Consider the following 13,041-nt stretch of genomic DNA (forward strand, 5'->3'; position numbering starts at 1 on the left):
CGCTGCGAGTGGCCGCTTTCGGTCATGCTTTGCCAATAGCCGGCATGCTGCTCACCGCCGCAAATCCGCCTTCCTGCTCCATCTTATTGAGCAGACTGTCAGCAATCGCCTTCATGTCGGTCGCCCAGTAAGCACATGTACGTTTCCAAAACCGGACGTAGATTTCAAGTGCCGACCCGGAGCGGGTTGGGGATGGCTGTAATAGGGCTACTTCCAAGCGTGAGGCTTGGATAAGCTGTCATCTAGCCAGAAGCGCCTGCGGATAGTTATGTTTACATTTTCGATCCTGAGTGTAGGATTGAAGCAATTGAAGCTAGGTAACTTAGTTTCCGCTAGATGGATACGATTAGAAAGACGATCTTTTTGAGCAAAACGAAGCAAGCCTTTGACCGATTTCGCAGCGTCTATCCGGAAAGAGAATGTCCTCCTGTAAGTCATGAGGATGAGTCTCGTGAGATGACGAGCGATGATGGACTCGAACAATGGTGCGACGGGACGATTGAGGCTGCTGAGGGTAAACCGCCGCAGCTAAAGAAAGATGATCCGAGGTTGCGCTTGTGGGTCGTGCGCGCTGAAGATGTTGTCCATGCGTTAGAGTGCGGCGGTTTTGCAGATACGCTCAAAGAGAAAAAAATTAAGCATAGCAATCTCACAGGCGGTCGTCCCGCACATTGTGGCGGCCAGCTTGTCTTTGTCGAGAACGATGCAGTTGCGCTTGACGGGGGGTCAGGTCGCTATGGTCCACGTAGCAAAGAAGAGATGACTGCGGTCGCTAAGGCGTTTAAGAATTCGGGCTATGGGGTGTGGAGTTATGGTTGGGACGATGAAAATGCGTGGCCTTTTCGTATTGGGTCTCGTCTGCCGCAATGGGTAAAATGAATCTCCCATTGAAGGCTGAACTTGACAGCGTGTTCGGTCCAGAGTCGTGTGGCGATACACCAGAAGATCGGGCTGCCAGTTCTTCACGTCGTTTTGTTAGAAGTCAGTCGCAAATTTCTCCCGAGCGTCCTGCTGCGACTGGACCACGCATGACTGCCCGGTGGGCATTAAAACAATTTGGCTACGCTACACTCCGTGAGGCGGTCGATGAAGGTGCGAGCGTCATTGGTGTCAGCCTTGATGAGCCTGCGCGCTCACTACGGGAGCAGCGCGAGAGGCTAGGTCTTACTCAAGAGCAGGTGGCTCGGGCTAGCACGCTTACTGTCGCCGAAGTAAGGCGCGCTGAGCAGCCAGGAGCGATCTCGCCTATTCGTCGTCTGCAAATCCTTGCTCAAACTCTTGGGCTTAACGATGAGCAATTGGGCATCCGAGCAGATGCGAGCGCCGATCAGCAATTAGCAGTCCGTCTGCGGACGCTCGGGAATGCCGGACGTCATGTGCGCTTCTCACCCACTTTGGTGCTGAAGCTTGCGGAGGCGGCATGGACGATATCGCGGCAAAACTTGCTCGCGGTCGAGCTCGGTGTTGTTCCGGCTGTACTCAAGCAATTTGATGCAAGTGATGACTATTATGCTCCTGTGTGGCGCCGTGGATATGAGCTGGCAGAACGAACCCGCACCCTGCTGGATCTAGATCCTCTTGCTCCAATCCCATCAGTGCGCGAGCTCATTGATAAGCTGGGGATTCCACTGATTCAGGCTACAATGGGAAGGGCTTTCGCAGGCGCAACGGTCGTTAATGGTGACGATCGAGGGATCGTCGTCAATACTGAAGGCGACAACCAGAATGTCTGGGTTAGGCGGATGACCCTGTGTCACGAGCTTGGCCATTTGCTCTGGGATCCGCCATCTCGCCTGCGCCACCTTCATGTCGACAATTACGATGACTTGCGTACAGCCGAGGCCGGAGGCGGCGACGAAGTGGAAGCGCGTGCTAATGCTTTCGCCATTTCCTTTCTGGCACCGTGTCAGGCTGTAATCGAAATCATCAAACGCGGTGAAAGTCCGACGGATCAGGTAATCGAGCTCATGAAACGCTTCGGCGTTGGCGCAACGGCCGCGAAGTATCACATCGCAAATGTCTCGCGCAACTGGGGTGCCGAGGTCGATACACGGCATGTCACATCTAACGAGCTTCCACCACCTGGTGATTATTGGGTAACAAACGAGAACTGGACGGCGGACTATTTCCCCGTCGCCAGCGTTCCTATTAGTCGTCGTGGGCGCTTCTCCGGGTTGGTAGCTATTGCTGCTTCCCAAGAGTTGATTTCGACCGATACGGCAGCATCATGGTTGCAGGCGGCGCCCTCAGCGTTGGCTCCGCAATTGGCGACAATTGCCGAGCTCACTGCTCAGGATCTTGTGGTTTAGATCACTCAAGGGGAGAAGTGGGCTTAGGCCGCTATTGTCGGCCTTAAAGTCTTCACGACATCGGGGAGTATAGCTCTCATGAAGGACGGTCGTGCGAATGGCAGCTTTTCTACCCTCGTAGACCTGAACCGGACATGCTGCTTTCCCCCAAGTCGGACGTTCCATTCCAGTTCTTCATGCAGGGAGAATTATCGTCGAACAAGGCGGGCATGATCTCCGAAGCGGATATGTCTGCGGTGCTTCGTGTCTTCCCTAGGCGTTTTCACGCATGCCTTTGCTGTTCATACACGCGGAGATTCAGATCCGTGAGATCCAGGAGAGGCGTAGGGACCTGATGGACGCGTGCCCGCCTGACCAGGTCACCAATAATCTGCTGCGCCTCCACAGGCGCATCCTGCAGCAGATCCCGGAACATGGAGGACGTCAGGGTGGAGTCCGTTTTCGTCAGGAGACTGGTCGTGCTCTTCAGGGTGGCACCCCGCAGGGGATAACCGGCGGCAGCGGCCGTTGACGCACATTCATGGATCACCGCCTGTGCAAAATCCTGACCTGCTGGCTGGCTGGCGACATCCTCCACGGTTCCGCGCATCAGGCAGCAGATGCTGCCCAGGGCAGCGAGCAGAACCCATTTGTCCCACATGTCCTGCAGGATGTGGGTGGAACACACGGTTTCAAATCCGGGGCCTGACAGGGTTTCCGCAATACTGCGCGCCGCTGGCGTATCACGACCTTCTCGTTCCCCCACGGAAAGCCGGGGGAGGGAACCCGCCTGGACTATGCGCCCCTGCGCATCAAGCTTGCTGACGATAAAGCACGTGCCTCCCATGACTGCGGCAGGACCAAAGCGGTCTGCCAGAATATCAAGATGCTGCATGCCGTTGAGAAGCGGGACAATCCGTGTCTGCGGTCCCACTGCAGGCGCAAAATCGTTCATTGCCGCCGTCAGGGAATAGGCTTTTACGCTGAGCAGGATGATGTCGTAGGGACCCTCAATCCCACCGGCCGTCACCATCCGGGGGGCGATGGTGACGTTGCCAACGGAACTGATCAGGCACAGGCCCTCGGCACGGAGCTGCTGCAGGCGCCTTTCGCGCACCAGAAAGGTCACGTCATGCCCGGCGCTGGCCATGCGGGCGCCAAAATACCCACCCACGGCGCCGGCGCCGACAACAAGAATTCTGGAACCCATGACGCTGTTTCCTCTCTTTGATCCGCCCTGACGTGTCGCGGTTGAAGGCGAGTTGAAGCGCTCTGGAGGCAGGGGTCAAGACAGGCTCAGAATCTCGATCTTCCCGGGTGCCGGGCCTTGATGCTGGCTTCGTCGATATAGGTCTCGACGACCTGAAGGCTTTTGTGCCGCGAGAAGCGCTTCAGTTCCAGGAGACCATACCCGTCCTTTGCGCCCGTGGTGATGGCCCCGCGGCGCAGGCTGTGTCCGCCAAAGTCCCCCTCAAGGTGGGTGTCGCCGCAGCGTTTGCGGATGATGTCCGTGACGGCCCGGTCCGACAGGGCGTGCGGCCCGATCCTGGGCGGGGTTCCGACGAGAGTGGCGCCAGCCCTGCGGCCCCGTGCGGACCAGATGCGCCGGAAGACCGGACCTTCCGTGATCCCGGCCTGCCGGAGCCAGGTCTCGTATGCCAGAACCGGGCAGTTCCGGGTCAGGCCCCTCGGAATGCCGATCAGCGCGCCCTTGCGCTGGGGATCCCCCTTGGACCGGCCCAGCCGGATCTGCATGCCATCCTCGTCCACCGTGATGTCGTCCACCTTCAGTGCGGCAAGTTCGGAGCGTCGGAACGCACCGGCAAAACCGAGCAGAAGAATGGCCCGATCCCGCGCACCGACCAGATCGTGGGAACTGATGGTCTCGACGACCCGGACCAGCCTGTCCCAGGTGAGCGCGGTTTTCTGGCGGGGCAGGGTCTCCTTTACCTCCCGCCGGATGCCGGCGAGCGTTGCGGTGACCATCGGGTGGGCGGTGGGTACGGCAATCTGCGCCAGGTGGTGCAGGTAGCGTAGGGCGGCCCGATGCAGGTCGATGGTGCTGGTCCTGCGGCCCTGCAGCGCCATGTCGGCCAGATAGGCGGCAACATCCTCGCCGCGGGCCGGCAGGGCGGGCAGGGCGTGGCTGGCAGCCCAGCGGCACCAGGATCGGACGGCAGCGCGATAGGTGCGCAGCGTGTTCTCGGCCTTGCTGCGGTGCATATAGGCATCGGCGGCCTGACGGGCCGTAGCCAGGCGGCCATCATGTTCGGGTACGGGCTGTGCCGAGACGACAGAAAACCATTGCGCGACGGCAGCAGCTGGCTGGCCGACGGGCGCAGGGGGCGCTGCGTCTACCGTCTCGGAACGGGAGCCTACGGACTGGAGCGGCCGGAACCAGGCCAGGAAGCTGGGCACGCCATCATCGATTTCCAGACCGACGGCCAGTTCGAACCCTGACGGGATATCCGCAACGTGGTCCTGAGCCATCTGTTGGGCGGCCGACGCATACGGCACGCCTTGGGCGAGGGGGGTATCCGGGGAATAGCTACCGTCCGGCAATTCGATGCCCGCCAGAAGCAGGGGCAGGGGCGGGGTGAACCGCGCGGTCGAGAGGATTTCGCGCCAGCGTGCCGGATCCTGTGTCTCGGCCAGACGCTGCCGCGTCAGAGGGTCAACACGGGCATGCAGCGCGGCCTGCGCCTGCCCGCTGGAGCCGAGGATCCGGACATCGCTCAGCATGGCAGGCTTGCCCGCGCGTAGGATCCCTGGCCGTCACCTGGGCAGCAGGGAAGGGGTACGCAGACAGGCTTGGCGAAAAGGCTCGGAAACAGGCGCATTTTCGGATTTTAGCAGGCATTTTGGAATTTTTCACCTACTTCCGACAAGATAACTTATCGGAAGTAAACTTTTGATCGGTCGGAGTTTGCCCGGCGGAGAGGGAAGGAGGCAGAAAGTCTGGAAAACCGCGCCTTTCCGGATCAATTGGGCGCTTTTCCGTTCTCCAAAACCCGTTAACATGATACGACGTATTATATGAAGCGCAAACGCCTTAATATGGTCGGGGTCAGGCGGCGCGGTTTCCCGCTGAGGATGGGCAGGCTGTCCTCTTCGAAAGCCTGTTCGGGATCGGCCCGTAGGGCGTTCGGGGCGGAAAACCGGGGATCTAATCAGAATGGCTGAGACCGGCCGATTGCTGCAGGCGGCGCGGCCGCCGACCGGCCTGTCGCCGGCCACGGCACGGGCCTATGCGGCCTCCTGGCGTGGTTTCGTCGGGACCCAGGCCGTCGATAGCGGCTTTCCGGTCGGCCCTGTCGCGGTGGCAGCGTGGCTGGAGGCCCGGGCGAAGGCCGGACGGCCGCGGCAGAGCCTGGTGGTGGATCGCGCGGCGCTGACGGCCTGGTGTGCCGCCAATGGCGAGGGGCTTGATGTCGCCCTGCCCGCCACACGGGTGCGCCGGACCGGGGCCGGGGTCGATGCGGCTTCTCTACTAGCTGCCGCGCGACGCTGCGGGCCCGACCTGCCCGGCCTGCGCGACCGGGCCTTGCTGTTGCTGACGGCCGCGCTGGACATCGGCGCTGAAGCGCTGGCCCGGCTGACCGTTGAGGACATCACCGACACGACAGACGGGATGACCGTTGCCCTGCTGCGGCCCCGGTCGGGGCGCCACCAGTTGCGCCGGTTGCGGCGACGCCGGGATCCGGCCGTCTGTCCGGTGCGATCCTGGGCCGTCTGGCGCGATGCCGCGCAACTGCGCTGGGGGGCAGCGTTCCGGAGGATCGATGCGCACGGCACGGTCGGGGATCCGCTGTCGGTGCCGGGGTTCCGGTTCGTGCTAGACCGGGCACTGGGACGTCCAGACCACCCGGCCCACCGGACGCGGCGGACAAAATCCAGATATCCGCCAGAGTCCTCAGTCCGGATGCCAGCGCGCCGACGCACACTGAGACCAACCCCGGACTGGATCCGGACAATGCTGACGGTGAGCGGTCCGGTAGACGAAGTGGCCCGGTTCCGGGTGGCGGCCCAAGGCCCGGGGATCATTCCCTGGCAGGTGGATTTCGACTACGAACAGGCGCGCCTGCTGGCGCCGATGGCAGGGACGGGGGCGCAGGCGGTGACGCTGGCCCGGCTGCTGCGCCAGGCATCCGAGCGCCTGCATCGGATCGCCCTGCAGCACCAAGCAGCAGGCACGCCGTCATGCGCCTTTGACCTGCACCGGCTGGTACCGGTTCCAGGGGCCATTCTGGAAGCAGGAGCGGACTCCCGCGTGGCGGCAGCCTGGCTGCAGGCGCAGTGGGGCACGTTGCTGCCGTTGCGCCGGGTCGAGGTCGAAGCCGTGCGCGATCAGCGCGCCCGCCGCAGTGGCCGGCTGGTCTACAGCTTCTGGTCGGCGGAGTGGACGCCATGGCAGGCGCTGGAGCGGGTGCGGACGGACTGGCCGGAGCTGGTTTTCGACATCCGGCCGCAATATGCGCGCGCTGATGCCGGGAAGACCGCCAATGCTGCCTGACGAGGAAGACTGGGGTGACCCACCGCGTCGGCTGCCGCGCCCGGTGGTGCCCGAGTTCCATGTCGAGGGGTTTGACGGGCCGCTGGACCTGCTGCTGGATCTGGCGGAACGGCAGCGCCTGGATCTGGGCATCTTGTCCATTGCGGACCTAGCGGCCCAGTTTGTGGATGAGGCGGAGCGGCTGGCCCAGACCACGCCACTCATGCAGCGCGCGGACTGGGTGATCTGGATCGCCCGGCTGGTATTCCTGCGCTCGCGGCTGCTGTTTGCCACGCAGGCGGAAAAGCAGGTTGCCGAGAGCGAGGCACGCCGGACGGTAAACCAGATTGAGGAACTGTTGCAGATGCGCGCGGCAACGGACTGGCTGGAAGCGAAGCCACAGCTTGGGGCGTCGGTTTTTGCGCGGGGCAGGGGCGACGTGGAGAGCGCCGTTTGTGGCAGGCAGGGGACGTATTTCAGTCTGATGGAAGCTTGTCTCAGTATGCTGGAACGGGAATTGGCACAGGTCGAGACGTCCGTCCCGATCTATCGGGTTGATGTGCCTTCCTACTGGCGTGTGACCGATGCATTGGTCCTTATGCGTGAAAAAATAAGGAACGGAACCTTTCGGAGCATATGGGACTGTGTTCCCACGATGGCGTCTACCGAGCCTGAGGGAACCATTGGTCGTCGAACGGCTGTAGCTGCGACATTTGTGGCTGGGCTGGAATTGGTGCGCCAGGGAGATGCGTCGATTGATATGATTAAGTTTCCCATAGCATAATGCATCGTGGTTGTAGAGGCTCTGGAATGGTCGGGATCTCGCCATTAGATCTGCTTTCGCGTAGGGGAGAGGGCCGCAGTCGGGGTCACGCGTACACTTCCGAGATGATGGCCATGTCGGGATAACGGCTATTGGGGGAGAACGGAATGTCCGTTCTTGCACAAGAAAATCGGAGAACGACGGTTCGTACAGCGTTGGCTTGTAGCACGAAAATCTATTTGTTTCCGACTGCATATCCAGTGGTCAGTAGTGTTTTGTTTTCTTCATCGAAAACAGCGGCTATCAGATCTCAATAAGCATTGAAGGTAAGGTATCAATTTTAGAATGAGAGTTCCTGACAAAAAGTGGGCGGCGAAGCCCGAGTATCAGTCCCTTTTATATTTTTGCCAAATGCTCGACGATATGGTGTGGGACTTCACTCGTGACAGCCATCGTGCTCCCGCGATGAATACATACCATCTCTGCATGGAAGTACAGCGAACATGGGATGAGACCCAAGCGTCGTCTCTTCGCGAGGGTTTGATCAGCACGATTCTGGATGAACTCCACGCAACGGGGAGTGGCGATCCTACAGTGATCGCCCATTTTTCTGAGCCATGGTGTAAGCTGGCGTTCGCGCTAAAGTTCAGCGTTGCCCAAGATATAAAGGTTGGTGCGGTCGCTCGTTTCTTTCACCAGATTGAGCACTCTTATCTCAAGCGCTGTAGAGATGAGATCCAGAAATTGATTTCTGGGCGGCCGACCCAGAAAGAGAAGATGGCGATCCTCACGGGTGCATTTTGCTCATATCTCCAAAACACAGGCTACACTCCACGGCACATCTCCCGCGTTATCTACTTACGATTTTTTAATCGCGAACTGGTCAGCAAGCCGGTTCGCGAGCTTCAGGCCTTCTTCGCGTTGTTCTCAAGTCGGCCGATTGAATTCGATATCTACATGTCCGTGACGGAACAACTTGCGGCAGCCGCGAGTGATCGCGATTTCGTAGATTACAATGGTAGGCTGCCTTTGATCACGAGGGATATCGCAGCCTTTAAATCAACAAATGAAGACCCCAAGAAAATTGTTTTGTTTCATAGCATCAGAGCGCTTGATGAGTTCGGTGCGGTTGAACAAGCTGAAGCGAAGATGGCGCTCGTGCGCGCAGTCGCCTACACCGCACGCGCCGACGTCGACCTCGCTTGGCACGACGAGGCTGTCGTAACCAGTCCGACAAACAAAAGAGGATATCTTGTCCGGGCACGTGATGAGCAACTTAGAAAACGCTATCGTGACTCTGCTTCATACCAGTTTCAGGTCGTGGGCAAAGCGAAACGTGCAGTTCTTGAGGACCAGCTTCCTTCACCTGATGCCAACCGGCTCAAAAACGCACTGCTGAGCTATGCAAACGCCTTCCATTCCGAGAGCCGCGCAACGCAGTTGGTAACGCTATGGTCAGCGCTGGAGGGGTTGCTGCCAGCGTCCAATAGTGAAGGACGCATCGACACAGTTGTACGTTATTCGCTCGCGTGTCAGCGTAATCTCTATCTCCGCAATCTATTCAGATGGTCCTTTATCGAACATCTGGCGATGGGCCGAGAACCGTTCTTCAAGCTACTCAACAAGGCATCAGATTATACGGAAAACCTGTCGCGGTTTGTTGCGCTACTCTGTTTTCCGAAGGACGAATCCTTGTCGATAGAACTAGGTGCTCTAGTAGCAAAAAGTCCGCTTACAACACAGCGCGGCTTCGCACTTTACAATGCATCAAAGAATGTCCGGGACCTACAACGAGTAGTGGACGCTCACGTCCAGCGGGTTGGGTGGCAGCTCCGCAGAATCTACCGGGAACGCAATAGGATCGTCCACCGCGCTGATCCCTCGCCAAACGTTGGCACCTTGATCCTAAACTTGAACGAATATCTCGTGACCGTGTTCGAGGTCCTTTTCACAGCCGATGTGACGCGACCATATGAGTTAGGATTGGATCGCCTCTTCGAGGCTATCTTATTGGACGAGGAGTTCCGATCAAAAAAAGCAGCGGAACTCCTCAAGAAGCCCCTTTCGGCTCAGAATTCCATGACTGTGCTGGGGTTCGCTCTCCAGTGATTCGTCATTTACAGTGTATAAGCATCGCCGACTTAAGGCTTGCGGGGATTTATCGTGATTGGATGATTGCGATGGCGAGATAGATTATGCTCGGCGCTCACTCAGCGCCAGAATGTCCTGGATAAGAGGTGATGTTGTGGACGGCCCCCGCACGAAATGTGCGAGGATGAAATCGTCACCGTCTACAACGCATGGAGCCACCTATGGGAACGATTTCGACGATTGGCCTCGACCTGGCCAAGAATGTTTTTCAGGTGCATGGGATCGATAGTCTTGGGAACATTCTCGTACGCCGTCGCTTACGGCGCGGTGAAGTTCTCCGGTTTTTTGAAACACTCCCGCCATGCCTGGTCGGTATGGAAGCGTGTGGCACGTCGCATTACTGGGCGCGCTCGATTGCGGCTTTCGGACATACGGTCAGGATGATGCCGCCGGTCTATGTGAAGCCCTATGTCAAGCGGGGTAAAACTGATGCCGCTGACGCCGAGGCGATCTGCGAGGCGGTGACCCGCCCGACGATGCGCTTCGTGCCAGTCAAATCACCGGCTCAGCAGGCAGCGTTGCTTCAGCACAAGACGAGGGATTTGCTGGTGCGTCAAAGAACCATGCAGGTCAATGCCCTGCGGGGGCACCTTGCCGAGTTCGGTATTATATCGGCAGCTGGCGTCGCGGGCCTGAACCAGATGATTACATTGCTGCATGCGGAGCAGGAGATGTTGCCCGAGCCCGCTCGGAAACTGTTTCAGGAAATTGTCGCGCATCTGCGGGCTCTTGAGCAACACATCGACGATATCGAGAAGCAGATCGTCGCGGAACATCGGGCAAGCAGTGTCAGCCGTCGGTTGGCTGGCATTCCCGGTATCGGCCCGATCACTGCCAGCGCGATCGTCGCGGCCGTTCCGGATGCCTCGACTTTCCGGTCAGGCCGTCAATTCGCTGCGTGGCTTGGTCTGACGCCCAAAAGTCACAGCAGTGGTGGCAAGGAACGACAGGTTGGCATCAGCAAACAGGGGGATAGCTATCTCAGACGCCTGCTCGTGCTGGGCGCCACGGCGGTGATCCGTCTTGCACGCAAGGAAAACGCCAGTCGTCAATGGGCCGCAAAGTTGCTCGAGAAGAAGGCGGCGCGTGTCGTATCTGTCGCTCTCGCCAACAAGACTGCCAGGATTGTCTGGGCACTCCTCACAACGGGCAATGTATACAGCGCCAGGAGCGCCTGAAAGAATTCAGAGATTCGCCCTCGTCGAACACCAAAAGCGACGAAGGTGAATGTGCGGAGTGGTGAGATATGATGGCGAACCGGTCAGGCCGGGGAGAGGATAAACCCGACGGGACCAAGCGCAGAAAAAGCGCGCAGAGGTGATCAGGGATCCAATCCGCGGACTTCATCAGGGCCAGCAGCCCCCGGGCTGCGCAAACAGGCCGGACACATGGCTGCACCCGACCACCAAAATCATACTTTCCACTTGCATCGTCAGGGCCGTCCACACATGGTCCCCATTTTTCGGACAGGGCGATAAGCTATCATCTGGCCTGAACGAGGACGGGTTTTATGGGCAAGGTTACGCGGAAACGGTATGCGGCAGAGTTCAAGTCACGGGTTGCGCTGGAGGCGATCCGTGGGGAACTGACGCTGGCGGAACTGGCTTCGAAACATGGCGTGCATCAGACGATGATCGCCCAATGGAAACGGCAGGCGATCGAGGGCATGGCAAGCCTTTTTTCTGGTAAGTCAGTAACGGAACCTTCAGTCAGCCTTGCTGATGTAGAGAAACTGCACGCCAAGATCGGCCAGTTGCTGGTGGAACGGGATTTTTTGCGGGATGCCTCTGCTCGGTTGGGCGTGATCAGAGGCGGCAGATGATTGACCCGAAGAGAGCATGCCTGCCGATAATCCGGCAATGCACGCTGCTGCAACTCAACCGGTCGGGCGTCTACTATCGGCCTGTGCCACAGAGCGAAGCCAATCTGGAGCTGATGCGGCTGATCGACGCCCAGTTCCTGGAAACGCCGTATTATGGCTCACGGCAGATGACATGGCATCTGCGCCGCCAGGGACATGAAGTGGGCCGCAAGCGGGTCCGGCGGCTCATGGCGATCATGGGCCTGCGGGCGATCTACCAGAAGCCGCGCACGACCGTGCCCCATCCGGAGCATCGGAAATATCCATATCTGCTACGGGATCTGGTCATCAATCGGCCTGACCAGGTCTGGTGTTCCGATATCACATATATTCCCATGAAACGGGGATTTCTCTATCTCGTGGCGATCATGGACTGGTTCACGCGCAAGGTCCTGTCCTGGCGTCTGTCGAACACGATGGACGTGGAGTTCTGTATCGAGGCGCTACAGGATGCCCTCATGCGCTATGGCGCCCCGGACATTTTCAATACTGACCAGGGGTCGCAATTTACGACACCCCGTTTCAGCGGGATACTGGAAGAGCGTCAGATCCGCATCAGCATGGATGGGCGCGGTCGCTGGCTGGACAACGTGTTCATCGAGCGTCTGTGGCGGTCGCTGAAATACGAATGCGTCTACCTGTACGCGTTCGAGACCGGATCAGAGCTGAGGGCCGGGCTTGGCAGATGGATCGCCCATTATAACGAAAGGCGTCCGCATACGGCGCTGGCTGGACGAACGCCCGATGAGGCGTATCATGACGTGCCGACGCCATCTGGTCCGGGGTTAACCCCGGACCAGATGGCCAACAGCAACGCCGTCAGAAGGGCGGCATAACAACAACCGGGTATAGCTTATCAAGCCCGCAAAACTGTCCGAACGGACGGGACCACCTCAAGCACGCCGTAGCTCAATCGATGGTGACTGGACACTATCGCCATTCCCGCATTTCCCTCTTTTGGGTCGTTGGAGCGACCGGCAGTGTCCCGGCCGAGAACCCATGTCTGATCTCGTTGCCGTCTTACCTGAAGGACCTGCAGATACTCAGGGGTTGATGCCACTAAATTTTCTCAGATGAGAGGGATAACTAAGGGAGTTGCTGTAGTGAGGCGCGCGGTACCAGATGGTGTATAGGGCGGGCAGCTACAGCAGGAACCAAATTGTCCCGGCTATTGTTCCGCCGATAAGCATGAATGCCATCGATCCCCAGAATACCGATTCCTATAACGGGACGAACGCAGGCACGGCGGCGAGTGATGTAAGGATGACAGGCCGACCGCGCTGCACTGTCGTTTCCTTGGCGGCGTGGGATGTGTCCAGTACAGCACCTTCCTCGATCCGCATCCTTTTCACAGTGGATAACCTGGGCACCGTCGGTGCACAGCGGTGTCTATAGCCTTGTGGCTTACGCGCCTTCGTGGATGTCGACCATTCTTTACAGCACTTTTCGCTAGGGCATATACAAAGATGTTCGGAGTTGAGGAGCG

General features: G+C 58.9%; 10 protein-coding genes and 1 pseudogene. 8 read left to right on the forward strand and 3 right to left on the reverse strand.

The genetic code is table 11. From position 1 onward, the window contains the following. Positions 1-336 precede the first annotated feature (336 nt). Both ACE2AA_RS16835 and ACE2AA_RS16840 read left to right on the forward strand, forming a co-directional pair. Complete coding sequence (locus ACE2AA_RS16835; protein ID WP_227744516.1) at positions 337-879, forward strand: hypothetical protein; 543 nt, start codon at positions 337-339, stop codon at positions 877-879. A gap of 149 nt (positions 880-1,028) precedes the next feature. After that, positions 1,029-2,309 (forward strand): XRE family transcriptional regulator, encoded by a 1,281-nt coding sequence (locus tag ACE2AA_RS16840; RefSeq protein WP_193713793.1) that lies wholly within the window; start codon positions 1,029-1,031, stop codon positions 2,307-2,309. A gap of 262 nt (positions 2,310-2,571) precedes the next feature. Here the strand turns inward: ACE2AA_RS16840 and ACE2AA_RS16845 are convergent, their stop codons facing one another. Together ACE2AA_RS16845 and ACE2AA_RS16850 are read right to left on the reverse strand one after the other, a co-directional pair. Further along, positions 2,572-3,498: a ketopantoate reductase family protein gene (locus ACE2AA_RS16845; protein ID WP_395372484.1), complete on the reverse strand. Its 927-nt coding sequence runs from the start codon at positions 3,496-3,498 to the stop codon at positions 2,572-2,574. Positions 3,499-3,584: 86 nt separating this feature from the next. Continuing rightward, on the reverse strand, positions 3,585-4,778 hold the full coding sequence (locus ACE2AA_RS16850; protein WP_395372485.1) for a tyrosine-type recombinase/integrase: 1,194 nt from the start codon (positions 4,776-4,778) through the stop codon (positions 3,585-3,587). Here ACE2AA_RS16850 and ACE2AA_RS16855 point away from each other — a divergent pair. The 6 genes from ACE2AA_RS16855 to ACE2AA_RS16880 all read left to right on the forward strand — a co-directional run bounded on the left by ACE2AA_RS16855 (position 4,764) and on the right by ACE2AA_RS16880 (position 12,391). Then, complete coding sequence (locus tag ACE2AA_RS16855; protein ID WP_395372487.1) at positions 4,764-5,051, forward strand: hypothetical protein; 288 nt, start codon at positions 4,764-4,766, stop codon at positions 5,049-5,051. The two genes, ACE2AA_RS16850 and ACE2AA_RS16855, sit on opposite strands and share 15 nt — an antisense overlap. Positions 5,052-5,463: 412 nt before the next feature. After that, positions 5,464-6,801, forward strand: a complete 1,338-nt coding sequence (locus tag ACE2AA_RS16860) for a transposase (protein ID WP_395372488.1) — start codon at positions 5,464-5,466, stop codon at positions 6,799-6,801. After that, the gene (locus tag ACE2AA_RS16865) at positions 6,791-7,564 is read left to right on the forward strand and encodes a segregation and condensation protein A (RefSeq protein WP_395372490.1); all 774 of its coding nucleotides are present in this window, start codon (positions 6,791-6,793) and stop codon (positions 7,562-7,564) included. The genes ACE2AA_RS16860 and ACE2AA_RS16865 overlap by 11 nt, the downstream gene beginning before the upstream one ends. Positions 7,565-7,888: 324 nt before the next feature. Continuing rightward, positions 7,889-9,652, forward strand: a complete 1,764-nt coding sequence (locus tag ACE2AA_RS16870) for a hypothetical protein (protein ID WP_395372492.1) — start codon at positions 7,889-7,891, stop codon at positions 9,650-9,652. Positions 9,653-9,855: 203 nt separating this feature from the next. Further along, a complete protein-coding gene (locus tag ACE2AA_RS16875) occupies positions 9,856-10,872 on the forward strand; it encodes an IS110 family transposase (RefSeq protein ID WP_395370563.1) in 1,017 nt (338 codons plus the stop codon). Positions 10,873-11,204: 332 nt separating this feature from the next. Beyond that, positions 11,205-12,391 (forward strand): IS3 family transposase gene (locus ACE2AA_RS16880; RefSeq protein ID WP_395372345.1). Its coding sequence is split into 2 segments (ribosomal slippage): positions 11,205-11,475 and positions 11,475-12,391, totalling 1,188 coding nucleotides; the frame shifts between segments, so codons are not numbered across the junction. A 306-nt stretch (positions 12,392-12,697) separates the two neighbouring features. Here ACE2AA_RS16880 and ACE2AA_RS16885 read toward each other — a convergent pair. Continuing rightward, positions 12,698-12,880 (reverse strand): annotated as a pseudogene (locus tag ACE2AA_RS16885) (AcrB/AcrD/AcrF family protein); the annotation flags it as partial. Between the last annotated feature and the right edge of the window lie 161 nt (positions 12,881-13,041).

Source organism: Komagataeibacter diospyri, assembly GCF_043995075.1.
In the GTDB taxonomy this organism is placed as follows: domain Bacteria; phylum Pseudomonadota; class Alphaproteobacteria; order Acetobacterales; family Acetobacteraceae; genus Komagataeibacter; species Komagataeibacter diospyri.